Source organism: Embleya sp. NPDC001921 (assembly GCF_053594475.1).
Map to the genome: position 1 here is coordinate 110,485 of NZ_JBSFEO010000019.1, position 16,144 is coordinate 126,628.

The following is a 16,144-nucleotide window of genomic DNA, read 5'->3' on the forward strand; positions in this document are numbered from 1 at the left end:
TCCGCATACCCGCCGGCGCCGACCCTGGTGCCGCCCGCCGCGATCGCACCCGGCCGATCACCGCGGCGCGCCCTCCCGCACGAGCCGATGTCGCGCGGCCCGGCGGTCGGCCTGCCGCGCCGGATCGGGCACCGGTGCGGCGAGCAGCAGGTTGCGCGTGTACGGGTGCGCGGGATCGGTGGTGATCCGCCGTGCGGAGTCGCATTCGACGATCGCGCCCTTCGACATCACCGCGACGCGGTCGCTGACATGGCCCACCACCGACAGGTCGTGCGCGATGAACAGGTAGGCCACGCCGGTGCGTTGCTGGAGCTCGACGAGCAGGTTGAGCACCTGGGCCCGGGTGGACGGGTCCAACGCGCTGACCGGCTCGTCGCAGATGATCAGGCGCGGCCCGGGCGCGAGGGCCCGGGCGATGGCGACCCGTTGGCGCTGTCCGCCGGACAACTCGCGGGCGAGCCGGTCCGCCGAGTCCGCCGGCAGGCCCACCGCGTCCAGGAGTTCGCCGATCCTTGCCCGGGCGGCGGCTCGGCTGTGCGTGCGCCCGGCGGTGAGCGGTTCGGTGAGGATGTCGCCGATGGTCATCGACGGGTTCAGCGAACCGTACGGATCCTGGAAGATCACCTGGATGTCCCGGCTCAGCGCGCGCCGGGCGCGCCGGGCCAGGCCGTCGATCAGGCTTCCGTCGAAGGCGATCGTGCCCGACGCGACCAGGACCAGGCCGAGCACCGCGCGGCCCAGCGTGGTCTTGCCCGAGCCGGATTCGCCGACGAGACCGACGGTTTCGTGGGGACGCACGTCCAGGCTCACCTCGTGCAGCACCCGCAGCGGCGGCTTGCGCCGACCGGCGGTGCGGTATTCGACCACCAGGTTCTCGACGCGCAGGAGCGGACCGGGAGCGGACTTCGTGCCGTTCGACGCCGCCGCGTCGGGTTCCGGCCTCAACGTGCCCATGCGATCACCTCGTTCCGCACCCGGGCGCAGCGCACCGCGCCGGTTCCGTGGCTGCTCGGTTGCGGGTGGACGGCGCATTCGGGCGCGGCGTACGCGCACCGCGGCGCGAATCGGCAACCGGTGGGCCGGTCCCGGACCGAGGGCACCCGGTCCGGGATGGTGCGCAGCGGGCCCCGGTCGGTGCCGCCCTCGGCGGGCGGGATCGCGGCCAACAGCGCGGCCGTGTACGGGTGGGCCGGTCGGGCGAACAGGTCCGCCGAGGTCGCCGTCTCGACGATCTCGCCCGCGTACATCACCGCGACCCGATCGCACAGGTCGGCGACCACGCCGAGGTCGTGGGTGACCAGTACGACGCCCATGTCGTGCTCGCGCCGGAGCGATCGCAGCAGGTCGAGGATCTCGGCCTGGACGGTGACGTCGAGCGCGGTGGTGGGCTCGTCGGCGATCAGCAGGTCGGGCTCGCACGCGACGGCGCACGCGATCAGCACGCGCTGGGCCATGCCGCCGGAGATCTGGTGCGGGTAGGCGTCGAACACCCGGGGCGGGTCGGTGATGCCCACCCGGTCCAGCAGTTCCAGCGCGCGTCGGCGGGCCGCGTCGCGGGAGAGGCCGAGGTGGGCGCGCAGCGGCTCGGTGAGTTGGCTGCCGATCCGAAAGCTCGGGTCGAGGTTGGACATCGGGTCCTGCGGGATGTAGCCGATCCGGCGCCCGCGCAGCGCGTTGACGCCGCGTTCGGACAGCGCGGCGAGATTCTGCCCGTCGAACTCGACCCGGCCGGCGCGGATCGTGCCGCCCGCGGGCAGCAGACGCAGCACGGCCAGCGCGGTCTGGGTCTTGCCGCACCCCGATTCGCCGACCAGACCGAGGATTTCGCCCCGGTGCACGCTGAGCGAGACCGTGTCGACGACGGCGGCCTCGCCGTCGGGGGTGGGGTAGGCCACCCGCAGTCCTTCGACCGCGAGGAGTACGTCGGTGCCGACCGTCGTCGGCCCCGCCGGCGCCGCCTCGCCGGCCGGGGCCGCCTCGGCCGCCCGGACCGGTCCGCGCGCCGCCCCTCGGATCGCCCGGCGGCGCGGTGTCCGGACCGGCCGGGGCGCGTCGCCGAACGCGTCGCGCAGGCCCGCGCCCAGCAGGGTGACCGCGAGGACGGTCAGCGTGATCGCCGCGCCGGGCCACACCGACAGCAGGGCGGTGTCGTAGACGTGTGTGGAGGCGTCGCCCAGCATCGCGCCCCAACTCGCCCGGTCGGCCTCGCCGAGGCCGAGGAAGGCGATGCCGGATTCGATGATCATGGCCAGGCCGAAGATCAGCGAGGCCTGGGTGATGATCGGGACTCGCACCACGCGCAGGATGTGTCGGCGCATGATCCGCAGGTCGGACAGGCCCGCGACGCGCGCGGCGTCCACGTACGGTTCGCCGCGCACGCGCCGCACCTCGCCGCGGACCAGGCGGAAGACCGGCGCGGCGGTGAGCACGCCGAGCACGATCATCGACACGGCCAGGCCGGGGCCGTGCACCGCGACCAGGGCGAGCAGCACCACGATGCCGGGCAGCGCGAGGAACACGTCGGCGACCCAGCTCGACACCGCGTCCCATCGGCCGCCGACGTAGCCGGCGACGAGTCCGGTGGGTACGCCGATCAGCAGCGCGACGCAGGTGGTGATCGGGACTTCCCGACGGACTTCCTGTGGGGCGCGTCCACCGCGGCCCATCAGGTCGAGGGCGGTCAGGTCGACAACGACTGGGTCGACTGGGTCGACTGGGAGAACGCCGGGCGTACCGCCGAGGTCAGCGGTCCCGGGATCGCCCAGTGGGAGCGCCGGCCCGCCGACATCGCGCTGCTGGCCGAACTCGGGCACAACGCGCACCGCCTGTCGATCGAGTGGTCCCGGCTGGCCCTCGGGCCCGGGGTGTGGGACCTCGCCGCCTTCGACCACTACGCCCGGGTGCTCGACGGGCTGCGCGGGCACGACATCACCGCGTTCGTCACGCTGCACCACTTCACCCTGCCGCGCTGGTTCGCCGCGCGCGGCGGCTGGCTCGCCGACGACGCCGCCGAGGTCTTCGGCGCCTTCGCCGCGGAGGTCGGGCGCCGCCTGGGCGACCGGATCCCGTTCGCGTGCACGATCAACGAGCCGCAGATCGTCGCGTTCAACGGCTACCTCAAGGGCAACCACCCACCGGGGCACCGCGATCGGGGCGAGACCGTCGCGGTCAACCACACGCTGATGCGTGCGCACGACGCCGCGGTGGCCGCGCTGCGGGCGACCTCGCCGGACACCCGGGCGGGCGTGTGCCTGCAACTCCCGTTCATCCAACCGGCCGACCCGGACAGCCCGCAGGACGCCGAACTCGCCGACTGGTTCCGGGACGTGCTCGTCCAGCGGCACCTGGAGCACCTGCGCGACACCGCCGACCCCGGCGACTGGGTCGGCGTCCAGTACTACACGCGCGCCCGGGCGGACGCCGCCGCCGAGCACTCCGACCTCGGCAACGCGCCGCCGGGCGCGCCCACGACCCAGATGGGCTGGGAGGTCTACCCCGGGGGCCTGACCGAGATGCTGCGCCAGGCCGGCAAGGTCACCGGCCTGCCGATCTACGTCACCGAGAACGGCATCGCCACCACCGACGACACCGAGCGTGTCGGCTATCTGGACAGCCACCTGCGGGCGGTACGGGCCGCGCTCGCCGACGGCGTGGACGTGCGCGGCTACCTGCACTGGTCCGCGTTCGACAACTTCGAGTGGACGCACGGCTATCGGCCCCGCTTCGGGCTGGTCGGCATCGACCGCGACGACGACCTGCGTCGGATCGTCCACCCCAGCGCACGCGCCTATCGGCGGGTGATCACCACCGGGCGGATCGACGCCCTGCACGAGAACGACGCCGCCCCCGAGCAGGCGTCGGACCGGACTCCGGCACCTTCCACTGCCACTGCCACTGCCACTGCCACTGCCACTGCCAACGGTGACCCCACCGGCCTCGCCTCGACGGCCGGTTCAGCGAAGGAGAAGCCCATGATCATCGACCCGCCCGTGCGTCGGCTCCTGGAGCGTGTCGCCGCCGGGGCCCGGCCCGAGAGCGCCGACCTGAGCGTGCGGCGCGCGCAGTCGGCCGCCGTGATGACCCTGGTCAAGTTCCCGTACGGTCCCGACCCGGAGGTCACCGAGCACCTGGTGCCGGTCACCGACGGCACCATCGCCGTACGGGTGTTGCGGCCCAAGCAGCCGGAAACCCCGGTTCCCGCCTACTTCTTCCTGCACGGCGGCGGCTGGGTGCTGGGCAATCTGGACACCGCCGAGGCCGAGTGCGGACCGGTCGCCTCGCTCGTCCCGTGTGCCGTGGTCAACGTCGACTACCGGCTCGCCCCCGAACACCCCTTCCCCACCCCGCTGGAGGACTGCCTCGCCGCCTACGCGTGGCTGTTGGAGAACGCCGCCGCATTGGGCATCGACGCGACCAAGGTGGCGATCGGCGGCGCCAGTGCGGGCGGCAACCTCGCCGCCGCGATGTGCCTGGCGCTGCGCGATCGGGGTCTGCCACAGCCCAGCCTCCAGGTGCTCGACGCCGCCGCCGTAGACCTGACGCCGATGGCGGAGGAGCCGGTCGTGCCCGGCGCACCGCGCAAACCGGGCCTGACGCCCGCCGAGTTCAACACATTCACCCGGCACTACCTGGCCGACTCCGCCGACGCCACCGATCCGCTGGTCTCGCCACTGCACGGCAGCGATCTGTCGGGGCTGGCCCCCGGCGTTGATCTTCGTCGCCGAGCACGACCCGCTGCGCGACCAGGCCGAGGAGTACCTGGCCCGGCTGCGCGCGGCCGACGTGCCCGCCGCCGGCCTGCGGGTGCTCGGCCACCTGCACGGCGGCTGGGTCGTCCCGGGCACCGTCACCCAGACCCTGGTCGCGGAGATGCGCGCCGCCGCCCTGCGACACGCCTTCGCCGGCACCCTGGTCGGCCCGCTGCCGCCGGCCCTGCTCGACCGGTTGGCCGAGGTGCAACGGGCGGTCGAGGCGAAGTGGGCCGCCGAGGCGGCGGACGTGGCCGAGACGGCGGGGGCACCGGAGCCGGGGCGCGCCATCGAACCCGCCTGACCCGGCCCCTGACCGCACACCCCCACACCCCCGGGACCGACGCACCGGCGCGCCGGTCCCGGGCTCGGCCCGCACGTGGCCGATCGGCGCCTGATCGCCGCCCGATCAGCGCACCGTGACCTCGTCGACGAAGATCGGAGCCGTGCCGGACCCGCCGTCTCGGCGCTCGAACTGCACGCCGATCTCCCGGACGTCGTGGAGGGAGCCCACGGCGGCCAGGTTGAGGGTGAGCGTGCGGGGTTCGGGGCCCAGCGGGACGGCGCCCGCGTCGTACCAGGTGTTCGAGGCGGTGGTCTTGACGTAGAGCTTGGCGGTGCCGCCCGAGGCGCCGGCACGGACCGTGGCGGCGAGTACCCGGCGTCCCGTCAGGTCGAGGACGGCCCGTCGGTTCAGGTAGGACTCGGGTGCCGCCAGGTCGATCTCGGCGCGCAGCGAACGGGTGCCCTCGCTCGCCCATTCGGTGCTGCTCGCCGGCGCGGTCCCGGTCAGGTATCCGGTCCAGCCGTCCGTCCCGGACTCGAAGCCGGACAACACGGTCGGCGGTGCGATCGCGGCAACGTCGTCCACGTACACCGCTGTTCGTCCGCTCGCGCCCGGTGCCGAGTTGAACAGCACGCCGAGCTCGCGCACGTCCCGCAGGTCGGCGACCCGGCCGAGATCCAGACGCAACACGGCGCCGTCCGGGCCGATCCGGACCGCTCCCCCGTCGTACCAGGTCATCCCGGCGCCGGTGCGCACATAGAGCTTGGCGGTGGTTCCGGCCGCGTGGTTGCCCCACTCGGCGGTGCGCACGGTCGCGGTGAGCGCGCGGTAGCCGGACAGATCGCGTGGCGTGACCCGGTTCAGGTAGGCCTCCGGTGCCGCGAGGTCGATGTCCGCCTTGAGGGACCGGCTGCCCTGCGCGGCCCATTCGGTCACCGACCACGGTCCGGCGAGCACGCGATAGCCGCCCCAGCCCTGGGTGTCGGTTTCGAAGTCGGCGAGCGGAACGGGTGTGCCGACCGGCGCGGGTGCGCCCTCGGTGCGCGCCGCGGTCGCGATCTCGCCGCGCACGATCGTCCACGGGTCGCTCATCAGTCGGCCCGCGCCGATGTTGGCGGTCGGACGCCACTGGTCGTTCCACGCCATGAAGTAGGCGGTGGCCGGGAATCGGGTGCGGATCGCGTCGATCCACTTCCCGTAGTCGAGCGGCACCTCGATCGAACCACCGGGACCGCTGCGCGGACCGATCTCGGCGAACGCGAACGGCTTCCCCAGCGCGACCAGTTCGTCGTATCCCTGGACCGCGGCGGGCTCGCGCACATAGCAGTCGAGGCCGACCACGTCGGTGTACGCGCCGCCCGCGTAGTAGGACGAGCGCTTGCCGTAGTTGCAGTCCGGCGCGTACACCCACAGCAGGTTGTGCAGGCCCTTGACGTCGGTCAGGTAGGTGTACATGTCCCGCCACACCTCGGCGAAGGTCTGCGGGTCCTGCGCGCTCCACCAGAACGAGTCGCCGTTCATCTCGTGCAGCGGCCGGAACAGCACCGGCACGTTCGCGTCGGCGAGTTCGCGCAGACCCTCGGCGACCCGATCCAACTCCGCGTGCCAGCTCTGTCCGGTGGCGGTGCTCCGGTCGGTGAGCCGGTCGAAGGTCGGCAACTTGGTGAACAGCCCGTTCCAGTCCGGCTGATCGGGATTGGGCAGGTGGGCGCTGACCGTGACCAGGCCGCCGGCGGCCGACCAGTCCTTCAGCGTCGCGTTGCAGGTGTGGTCGATCGCGTTTCCGTCGTGCCCGTAGTCGCAGCCCAGCAGCCCCGGATTGGCACCGGTCTGCGCCTTCAGCTCGTCCACCTGGGCCAACGAGAAGGTCTTCCCGCTGTACCCGGCGAACTGCCCGGACACCACCCGGTTCTGCGCCCGGTTGGGCAGATGCGTCAACCAGTCCCGCACGTCGCGCGTCGCCGCACTCGCCTGCGGATCACTGGGATCCGTCGTATGAGCGCGCGCGGCAGGCACCCCCGCGAAGCCTGCGGTGAATGTCATGGCCAGTACGGCCGTCCAGCCACGCCATCGTGTTCTCATGCGTTCGCCACCCCCGTGGTTCGTGATCTTCACGATCGCACGAAGAGTAGCCCGCGTTCGCGGCTGCCACCGGGGTGGACCGGTGGGTGGAGCGGGTGCCGTGCCGCCCACCGGTGCCGTCGGCGTCGGCGTCGGCGGTCGATGCGGCGCCTGCGACAGGGCAGATGTTCCCCGGGTCGTCAGAGGCGGTAGCAGCCGTAGGTGCGTGGGGCTCGGGTGCCGGGGGGAATGGGGAAGGGCTTGGATCTGGCGGGGGGTGCGCCGTCGCTCGGGTACCAGATGGCGTCGTCCGGGACGAGGTGGGTGACGGGGGCGGTCCATGGGGGGCGGGTTGGGTCGAAGGGTTGGATCCGGGCCTGGGCGGTGAGCGGGTCGATGTGCTCGATTTCGCCGGGTGGGTGGGTTGTTCGTAGGTTCTCGTCCTGGTGTTTGACCTTGTGGCCGATCCGGCCGAGTGCGTCGTGGGCACTCATCGGCGTACCTCCGATTCGGTCTTCCCGTGTGGGGAGGCAAGGCCGCACCGCAGCCAGGCCAGTGACTGCGGTGCGGCGGTTCAGGGGGCGGGCCGGGCCGGGGGTTCGGCCGGGCGCACGCTGTCGGAGGGCATCGCCCAGGCGATCCGGCCGCCCGGGGGTTGGACCGTGAGCCTTTGGTGCCCGTCGGGGAGGGGTTGCGCCATCAGGATCTGTCCGGGGTGACGCACCCGGCGCACCGCCTCGTTGGCCGGTTCCACCCAGTCACCCTCGCGATACATCGCGCCCCGCCTCCTCCAGCACCCGCAGGTGGCCGCAATGGGTGCGGAACTCGGTGCCGCCGGGGAGGCGCACGAACGCCTGAAGGCTGATGACAGCGGCGAACGTGCCAATCCGGCCGGAGAGTTCGCACCGGACGGCGCGCTTGGCGTTGGCTTTCCAGAAGCGGGCCACGTCGTCCGTGGTCCACTCGCGGGGGTCTTTTGGATAGCTCTCGGGAGTGGGCATACCTGTCCTCTCGGTTGCCGCCAGTACTGATTCGGCCACTCTGTGAACAAGCATCGGCACGCGGAACTATGGTGCAAAGGCCCCAGGTTTTTAAGGTTCGAGACTTAAGAACGGATGATCTTGGTCGCCGAGATGAACCCCGGCGCGTCGTTCGCTGCTCTGTTCGGACGACGCGTCGCCCTGCTGCGCATGGCTCGGGGATTGACACAAACAGAGCTAGGCCACGCTGCCGATCGAATGCACTACTCGCGCATCGGGCAGATCGAACGAGCCCTGGGCCACCCTCCGACGGCAAAGCAGGCAGCCGACCTGGACAGAGTTCTGGGGGCGGAGGGGTTGTTGATTGACCTCTGGGGCTACCTGGATCGGGAGAGCTTCCCGAACTGGGTGGCGCGATTCATGGAACTGGCGGAGAAGGCAACTCAAATCAGGGAGTACGCGGCGCATGCCGTGCCAGGGCTGCTCCAGACGGAGGACTACGCGCGCGCCCTCCTGCGGACCGTCTTGGATCCGGAGGAAACGGAGAAGCAAGTCCGCCTGCGAATGGCGAGGCAAAGGCGCCTGACGAGCTCCGATACTCCGGACCTGTCGGTGATCCTTGACGAGTCGGTGCTTCAGCGACCGGTCGGCAGTCGCAAAATCATGGTGACCCAACTTCGACACCTGCGAACAATGGCGAACCTGCCCGAGATCACGGTTCACGTGCTGTGCTTCGCCGAGGGGGAACACCCGTCGATGGGCGGCTCGCTTTCGATGTTGACGCTTCCCAACGGCTCCGCGGCGGCCTACACGGAAGGCGCGGACTACGGTCGCCTGTACGAGGATCCGGCCGATGTCCGACGGTACGAAACATCCTTCGGACGCGTTCAACAGCTTGCCCTGCCGCCGGTACTCTCACTGGAAATGCTCGAATACATGGCAGGGGACATATGACCAGGTCCGAATACCAACCCGCCGACTGGCGCAAGTCCTCGTACAGCAACCAAGCAGGCGGAAACTGCGTGGAGGTCGGCGTCGCCGCCACGCTCGTCCCCGTCCGGGACAGCAAAGCCCCGACCATCGGCCACCTCATAATCGGCGCAGCCTCGTGGGCCGCCCTCACCGCGTCGCTGCGTGCCTGACGTCACCGGTCGCCGACGGGCCCGTGCGTGCCGGGCCCGTCGCCTCCCGGTCAGGACAAGCCCGAGCCCAATGCCAGGAACCCGCAGATCAGTACGAACAAGATCCCGAGCAGCGGCGCCGCGAACCGTAGGTACTGGTTGTAGCCGACCTTGGCCAGTGACACGCCACCCATGATCACCGCGGTGGTGGGCACCCACAGGTTCATCCACCCCGACGCGGACTGCCACGCCGTCACCACCAACGCCCGCGGCACATCCGCGAAGTCGGCCAGCGGCGCCAGGATCGGCATCGCCAACGTCGCGTGCCCCGACGTGGACGGGATCAGGAACGCCAGCGGCAGGTTCACCAAGAAGATCAGGATGCCGAACAGCGCCGAGGAGGCGTCCGAGACCGCGCCCTCCATCGAGTGCAGCACCGTGTCGGTGACCTGCGCGTTGTTCATGATGACGGTGACCCCGCGCGCCAGCATGATGATCAGCGCCGGAGAGATGAAGTCGGCCGCGCCCTGGACGATCGTCTCGGCCAGCTTCTTCTCGCCGAGCCGGGCCAACACCCCTACGATCACCGCCGCCACGATGAACATCGCGGCCAACTGGGCGAAGGACCAGCCCAGTTCCCAGCCGTACGGGGTGGCATCCGCTTCGCCGGTGAGCACCTGGGCCCACGGGATGATCGAGAAGATCATGAACACGAAGGTGATGGTCACCGCGACCAGGACCATCTGGTGCGTACGGGTCAGCGGGGGCGGCTCGCTGCCGGTGGCCGCCGATTCCGCCGCCTCGCGGTCCCCCGGCAGGAATCCGACCAGCGAACGGGACGGATCGGCCTTGACCCGATGGGCGTACCGCACCACATACAGGATGGTCACCGCGGTCAGCACGATCAGCATCGCCAGCCGCAGCACGATCCCGTCGCCCAGCGAGATCCCCGCCGCCGACGACGCGACGCCGGTCGCGAACGGGTTGACCGTCGAGCACAACACGCCCACGCCCGCGCCCAGGATGATGGTTCCGGTGGCCACCATCCGGTCGTAGCCCAGCGCCAGCATCAACGGCACGATCAGGCCGTAGAACCCGAGCGTCTCCTCGGCGAAGCCCTCGACCGAGCCGAGGATCGCGAACACCGTCATGATCGCCGCGATCAACACCGCGCCGCGCGTGCGCAGTCGGTGCGCCAGCCGGGCAATGCCCCGATCCAGCGCACCGGTCGCGAACACGACGGTGATGAACGCGCCGATCGCCAGCACGAACAGGAACACCGCCGCGCTGCCGTACAGATCGCCCGTGTTGTCCGGCCCGACCTGACCGCTCTGCGTGTCCCGGATCCCGTACAAGCCGTTGACCGGCGACAGGAACAGGTCGTTGAGCCGCTGGACGAAGTCCTCCGGCGACTTGATGTGGTGGTAGCTGCCCGCGACCGGCTTGCCGTCCTCGCCGCGCTGGTACTCGCCCGCCGGGATCGCGAAGGTCAGTGCCCACACCGCGAGCGTCACGATCGCCAGCACCGTCAGCGCGCTGGGAAACCGGAACCTACCCTTGGGCGGGGGTGCTTCGTCCTCGGCCGCGGCCGGGGCTTGGTCGGTACTCACGCGCTGCTCCTTGCGAGTGCTGGTGGCTACGGAGGTGGTTCGACGGGCGCCACACGAACGGCCCGGACAACAACCGCGGTCGTGCTCGGGTGCTCAGCCGCGCCGGAACCGCTTGGCGTACGCGGTGAAGAACGCGGCCTCCGCCACCACCGCGTCGCGCAGTTCACTCACCAACACCCGTTCGTTGGGCCCGTGCAGGTTGCACATGCTGTCCTGCGCCCCGAACAACAGGATCTCCGCACCGGGTTGGGCTGCGGCCAGGCTGTTGACCAGCGGAATCGATCCACCCGCGGCCGCGTGTACGGGCTCCGCGCCCCACGCGGTGCGCAGCGCCTCGTGCGCCGCCTGGTAGGCCACCCCGTCGGTGGCCGCCGCGAACCCGGACCCGGGCGCCCCGGCCTGGGTCACCGTCAGCGGCACCCCGAACGGCCGCAGGCCTTCCAGGAATTCGAACAGCAGGCGCTGTGCCTCGGCCGGATCCTGGGCCGGGTGGCAGCGCATGTTGAGCTTCGCCCGCGCGGACGGCACCACCGCGGACGCGGCCTTCTCCACCGACGGCGCGTCGAGTCCGGTCACCGTGATCGCCGGTCCCGACCACAGCCGCGAGCCGAGGTTCCCGGTGCCGATCAGCGGCATGCCGTCGCGGATGCCGGCGAGCCGGCGGAACTCGTCCTCGTTCCAGCCGCCGCCCGACCACTGCTCGCGGCGCAGACCGGGCACCGCGACGTCGCCCTTCGCATCGTGCAACGCGGCCAGCGCGTGCAGCAGGACCAACAGCGCGTCGGGGGCCGCGCCGCCGAAATTGCCGCTGTGCTTGGCCTCTTCGAGGGTGCGCGCCTCGACGATCACCTCGACCACCCCGCGCAGCGCGACGGTCAGCGTGCCGGTGCCCGGGCGGATGTTGCCCATGTCGGCGATCACCATCGCGTCGCAGGCGAACTCGTCCGGGTGGGCCTGGGGATAGTCGTCGAACTCGCTGCCGTACTCCTCCTGTCCCTCGAACACGATCCGGATGCCCACCGGCGGACGCCCGTCGAAGGCGCGCAGCGCGCCCAGGTGTACGACCAGGTTCGACTTGTCGTCGGCCGCGCCGCGCCCGTGGATCGCGCCGTCGACGTCGGTCGGCTCGAACGGCCGCGTCGTCCACAACGCCTCGTCGCCGGCGGGCTGTACGTCGTAGTGCCCGTACAACAGCACGGTCGGCGCGTCCGGGTGCGGCGGCGGAATGTGACCGGTGATCACCGGCGCGGTGTCCGGCAGCCGCAACGCGTCGACGTCTCGCACGCCGGCCTCGCGCAGCAGCTCGACCAGCAGGTCGTGGGCCTCGGTCACCGGCTCCGCGGGATACCCCGGGAAGGCGATCGACGGGATCCGGGTGAGTCGCCGCAGGTCGTCGCACAGGTTGTCGAGCATGCCGTCGACCCGTGTGGTCAACTCGTCCATCGTCGTGCTCCTTGGCCGCGCCGGGTACGGTCCGCTGATCGCGTCTCCCGGCCCATGCTGACCCGAACCGGACGATCCGGACCGAACCGGCGCGCGGCACCCGCCCGGCTCACCCGGCCGGCCGCACCCGGCCGAGGGCCGATCGGGTGGCCCCACGTTGCCGCGACCGCGTTCCCGACCACGTCCCCGACCGTCCCCACCGCCCGTCACCCGGCCGCACGCGAACCGGCCCGCCACCTCGGCACAGGGAGCCGGGGCGACGGGCCGGTCGACACCGCGTCACGGGGGGAACGCGGTGATCGGGACCGCGTCCGGGGGGACGCGGCATCGAGGTGGAGCGGTATCAGGGTGGAGCGGCTTGGGGTGAAGCGGCTTCGTGGTGAAACGGTCCGGCGCGGCGCGGCGCGGCAAGGGCCGGCCCGCCGGACGCCGGCCGTCAGTCCCGACGCGGGGTGACCTGGCCGCTGAACAGGTAGCGCCCGCCCCCCTCGAAGGTTCCGAAGGTCACCGGGCGCCAGATCACCGATCCGGGCTCGCGCATCGCGAACAGGTCCTCGGCGACCGCGACCAGCGGCAATTCCCGCACCGCGTCCGGCAGGCTTTCCGCGATTTCCCCGGTCAGTTCGATCCGCAACGCCAGGCCCTCGCCCTCGGCGCCGACCCGCACCTCGAAGCGCTGCATGGCGCGTTCGTACACGCCGACGTAGCGCTCCGGGTCGACGGCCGGAGGTTGCGCGGGCGGGGCGAACGGCGCGGGCACCGCGACCCGCGCGACCTCGGCGAAGATCTCCCGGAACAGGTCCTCGTACAGCTCCGGCGCGTCCCCGCCGTTGGTCAACAGCGCCACCGCCAGGCCCTGTTCGGGCAGGACCCGGAGGAACGCGTACTGCCCGATGGTGCCGCCGTCGTGGCCGACCACCTCGTGGCCGTCCCACACGTAGCGGTGCCAGCCCAGGCCCCACGACGCGTCCATGGCCGCGAGGTCGGGCATGTCGACGTGCTTCTCCCGCATCGCGACGGTGTGCTCGGCGCCGAGGAGCCGCTTGCCGTCGGCGGTGACGCCGTCCGCCAGATGCAGGCGGGCGAACCGCAGCAGCTCCGCCGAGGTGGACCCGATCAGACCGGCGGGTCCGGCCGAGCGAGGCAACATCCACACCGGCGCGACCTGCGGGTCGCCGCCGTCCTGGGACACATGGCCGACCGCCGCGCGCAGCAGCAGGGCCTCCTCGGGCAGCGTGATGGTGCGCTCCAGGCCCAGCGGCCCGCTCAGTCGTTCGCGCAGCACCTCGTCCCAGGTCTTTCCGGTGAGGTGTTCGATCACCCGTCCGGCCAGATTGAAACCGGTGTTGCAGTACGACCAGGCGCCGCCGGGCGGGAACACCTGCGCCGCGTCCTCGAGGCCGGCCACGTACCGGGCCAGGCAGTCGTCGCCGCGCCCGGTGTCGACGAACCGGTCGCCCTCGATGCCGCTGGTGTGCGTGAGCAGGTGCCGCATGGTGATCTGCTTGGCCGACTCCGGGCGGGACAGCCGCAGTTCGGGCAGCACCTCGATCAGCGGCTGGTCCAGGTCGAGCAGGCCGTCCTCGACCAGTTGCATGGCCAGCGTCGTGGTCCACAACTTGGTGATGGAGCCGATCTGGAACACGCTGTCCGAGGTCACCGGGACCCCGGTGTTCAGGTTGAGCACGCCGTGGGCGGCCTCGACCAGGTCGTCCGACGCGTGCCCGTCCAGGCGCAGGATGCCCAGCGTCGCGCCGGGAACCCGGTGCCGCTCGGCCAGCGTGGACAGGCGGCGCTGCCAGTGCGCGGCGTCCAGCGGGGCGGGCCGGGTGCGGCCGGCGGAGCCGGCGTACTGCTCGACCCAGTCGACGATCCGGCGGTTCCAGTCCAGCCGGTGCGAGGGCGGGCCGTCGAGGATGAACAGGTGCGACCCGTCGGGGTAGAGCACCATCCGGGCGGGCACGTCGCGTTCGCGCAGCGCGCCGAACCACTGCTGGGCCTGGCCGAGCGGACAGCGCACGTCTGCGGCGCCCTGCAGGAGCAGCGTGGGCGTGCGCACGTCGCCGACCTTGGTGAAGGGGTTCGACCGCGTGTACAGGTCGACGTCGTCCCACGGGGTGCCGCCGAACTCGGCCCAGCCCATGTAGGAGCCCATGTCGGAGGTGCCGGCCATGCTGTTCAGGTCGCTGACCACGCCGCCCGCGACGGCCGCCGCGAAGCGCTGGTCGCGGCTGGTGAGATAGCAGGTCATGTAGCCGCCGTAGCTGTAGCCGGTGACGGCCAGCCGCTGCGCGTCGGCGATGCCCTCGGCGACCAGTTCGTCCAGCGGCTCCAAGAAGTCCGGGGCGTCCATCGTGCCCCAGTTGCCGACGGTGGCGGCGTAGAAGTCCTCGCCGTAGCCGTCGCTGGCCCGGGGGTTGAGCGTCAGGATCGTCCAGCCGCGCGCGGCCAGTTCCTGGTGGTAGAGGTGCACCGAGTCGGCCGTACCGGTCCACGCGTTGTGCGGTCCGCCGTGGATGTCCAGCAGCAGCGGGGTGGGGCCGGTCACCTGCGGGTCGCGCAGGAGCCGTCCGTGCACCACCGTTCCGTCGGAGGTGGTGAACCAACGGTCGATCGGAGTGAACAGCTCCACGTCCGGCAGGGCCTGGGCGCCGTGCGCGGTGAGCACCCGCTCGGTGCCGTCGGCCGGGTCGACGACGGCGATCTCGCCGTACGAGGTGGCGGTCGTCAGCACGAACGCGACGGCGCCGGGGCTGCGGGAGACGGACAGGCCCGAGACGGACCGTCCGGCGTCGCCGACCACCAGGCGCGCGTCGCCGCTTTCGAGGTCGAGCGCGTACAGGTGGGTGTTGCCGGCCTCGCGGAGGCAGAACAGGAGTTCGCGGCCGTCGGACGCATGTTGCGGCAGGCCGCCCGGGTAGCCGGAGCCGCCCGGCATCACGTTGCGGTCCAGGGCTCCGGTCAGGTCGACGGTGGGGCCGCCGGCGAGCGGCACCCGCAGCACCCGGGTGTGCGCGGTGCGGGTGTACTCGGCGCCCAGCACCAGCAGCGACTCGCCGTCCGGGGTCCAGTCCACCCAACCCGCCATGCCGTCCGCCGAGCCGACCCGTTCGGCGGGTGCGGCGGGGGTGGCCAGGTCGACGACGTACGCCGCGGAGCGCATGGTCAGGTCCGCGTCCGCGTCCGGGCCGGCGGCGTAGGCCAGCCGCTTCCCGTCCGGCGACCAGGCCGGGTCGCTCGCGTTCCAGGCGCCCTCGGTCACCCGGGTGACCTCGCCGGAGGCCACGTCCACCACGTGCACGTGCCGGCGCAGGCTGCCCAGCATGCCCGCGCCGTCCACCTGGTAGTCCACGCGGTCGATGACCAGCGGCGCCTTCGCCCGGGCGGCCCGGGCGGACTCGTCCTCGTCCGCCGTCGCGTACGTGTCGACCACGGCGCCGAACGCCACGCGGGTGCCGTCGGGGCTCCACAACGCGCGGCCGGCGCCCATCGGCAGGCGGGTCACCTGACGCGCGTCGCCGCCCTCGATCGGCAGCACCCACAGTTGCGGCGGGCCGTCGACGGCGCGCAGGAACGCCACCCGGGTCCCGTCCGGCGACCACACCGCGGTGCTGTCCGAAGGGCCTTCGGTGAGCCGCTGCGGCTCGCCGCCCGAGGTCGGGACCCACCACAGCGAGCGCACGTTGCGGTCCTTCGCCGCGTCGACGCCGACCAGGGTGTAGACCACCCGAGTGCCGTCGGGCGACACGGCCGGTTCGGCCGGCACCGTGATCGCGGTCAGGTCGTCCAGACGCAGACGTCGTGTCATGGCTTTCTCCATCCTGGTCGGCCCGTCCCGGGCGGCCCCCGATCCTGGGTCGACCCGGTTCCGCGAGCGCCGGGTCGAGGACCCGGC

Annotated in this window: 12 protein-coding genes and 1 pseudogene; 4 read left to right on the forward strand and 9 right to left on the reverse strand. The window is 71.9% G+C overall.

The window, feature by feature from the left end; all coding sequences use genetic code 11:
* Positions 1-57: 57 nt before the first annotated feature.
* A complete protein-coding gene (locus tag ACWCPW_RS22900) occupies positions 58-954 on the reverse strand; it encodes an ATP-binding cassette domain-containing protein (RefSeq protein ID WP_449763459.1) in 897 nt (298 codons plus the stop codon).
* Complete coding sequence (locus ACWCPW_RS22905) at positions 942-2,540, reverse strand: dipeptide/oligopeptide/nickel ABC transporter permease/ATP-binding protein (protein WP_449763460.1); 1,599 nt, start codon at positions 2,538-2,540, stop codon at positions 942-944. Before ACWCPW_RS22905 ends, ACWCPW_RS22900 begins: the two co-directional genes overlap by 13 nt.
* On the opposite strand from ACWCPW_RS22905, the pseudogene ACWCPW_RS22910 reads away from it, so the two are divergent.
* Positions 2,466-4,673 (forward strand): annotated as a pseudogene (locus ACWCPW_RS22910) (family 1 glycosylhydrolase); the annotation flags it as partial. The gene ACWCPW_RS22905 and the pseudogene ACWCPW_RS22910 overlap by 75 nt on opposite strands.
* A gap of 34 nt (positions 4,674-4,707) precedes the next feature.
* Positions 4,708-5,052 (forward strand): alpha/beta hydrolase fold domain-containing protein, encoded by a 345-nt coding sequence (locus ACWCPW_RS22915; protein ID WP_449763526.1) that lies wholly within the window; start codon positions 4,708-4,710, stop codon positions 5,050-5,052.
* Between the two features lie 105 nt (positions 5,053-5,157).
* Here the strand turns inward: ACWCPW_RS22915 and ACWCPW_RS22920 are convergent, their stop codons facing one another.
* The 4 genes from ACWCPW_RS22920 to ACWCPW_RS22935 all read right to left on the reverse strand — a co-directional run bounded on the left by ACWCPW_RS22920 (position 5,158) and on the right by ACWCPW_RS22935 (position 8,096).
* Entirely contained in the window at positions 5,158-7,116 is a 1,959-nt protein-coding gene (locus ACWCPW_RS22920) for a glycosyl hydrolase (protein ID WP_449763461.1), read from the reverse strand.
* A gap of 179 nt (positions 7,117-7,295) precedes the next feature.
* Positions 7,296-7,589 (reverse strand): hypothetical protein, encoded by a 294-nt coding sequence (locus ACWCPW_RS22925; RefSeq protein ID WP_449763462.1) that lies wholly within the window; start codon positions 7,587-7,589, stop codon positions 7,296-7,298.
* Between the two features lie 80 nt (positions 7,590-7,669).
* Complete coding sequence (locus ACWCPW_RS22930) at positions 7,670-7,870, reverse strand: hypothetical protein (RefSeq protein ID WP_449763463.1); 201 nt, start codon at positions 7,868-7,870, stop codon at positions 7,670-7,672.
* On the reverse strand, positions 7,854-8,096 hold the full coding sequence (locus ACWCPW_RS22935) for a hypothetical protein (RefSeq protein WP_449763464.1): 243 nt from the start codon (positions 8,094-8,096) through the stop codon (positions 7,854-7,856). The genes ACWCPW_RS22930 and ACWCPW_RS22935 overlap by 17 nt, the downstream gene beginning before the upstream one ends.
* Before the next feature lie 114 nt (positions 8,097-8,210).
* Here ACWCPW_RS22935 and ACWCPW_RS22940 point away from each other — a divergent pair, with 114 nt between their 5' ends.
* Together ACWCPW_RS22940 and ACWCPW_RS22945 are read left to right on the forward strand one after the other, a co-directional pair.
* On the forward strand, positions 8,211-9,029 hold the full coding sequence (locus ACWCPW_RS22940) for a helix-turn-helix domain-containing protein (RefSeq protein WP_449763465.1): 819 nt from the start codon (positions 8,211-8,213) through the stop codon (positions 9,027-9,029).
* Complete coding sequence (locus tag ACWCPW_RS22945; RefSeq protein ID WP_449763466.1) at positions 9,026-9,217, forward strand: DUF397 domain-containing protein; 192 nt, start codon at positions 9,026-9,028, stop codon at positions 9,215-9,217. The genes ACWCPW_RS22940 and ACWCPW_RS22945 overlap by 4 nt, the downstream gene beginning before the upstream one ends.
* 50 nt (positions 9,218-9,267) lie before the next feature.
* Here the strand turns inward: ACWCPW_RS22945 and ACWCPW_RS22950 are convergent, their stop codons facing one another.
* The 3 genes from ACWCPW_RS22950 to ACWCPW_RS22960 form a co-directional block, all read right to left on the reverse strand.
* The gene (locus tag ACWCPW_RS22950) at positions 9,268-10,806 is read right to left on the reverse strand and encodes a YfcC family protein (protein WP_449763467.1); all 1,539 of its coding nucleotides are present in this window, start codon (positions 10,804-10,806) and stop codon (positions 9,268-9,270) included.
* A gap of 93 nt (positions 10,807-10,899) precedes the next feature.
* Complete coding sequence (locus ACWCPW_RS22955; RefSeq protein WP_449763468.1) at positions 10,900-12,249, reverse strand: M20/M25/M40 family metallo-hydrolase; 1,350 nt, start codon at positions 12,247-12,249, stop codon at positions 10,900-10,902.
* A gap of 436 nt (positions 12,250-12,685) precedes the next feature.
* Complete coding sequence (locus ACWCPW_RS22960; protein ID WP_449763469.1) at positions 12,686-16,057, reverse strand: serine hydrolase; 3,372 nt, start codon at positions 16,055-16,057, stop codon at positions 12,686-12,688.
* Positions 16,058-16,144: the final 87 nt, after the last annotated feature.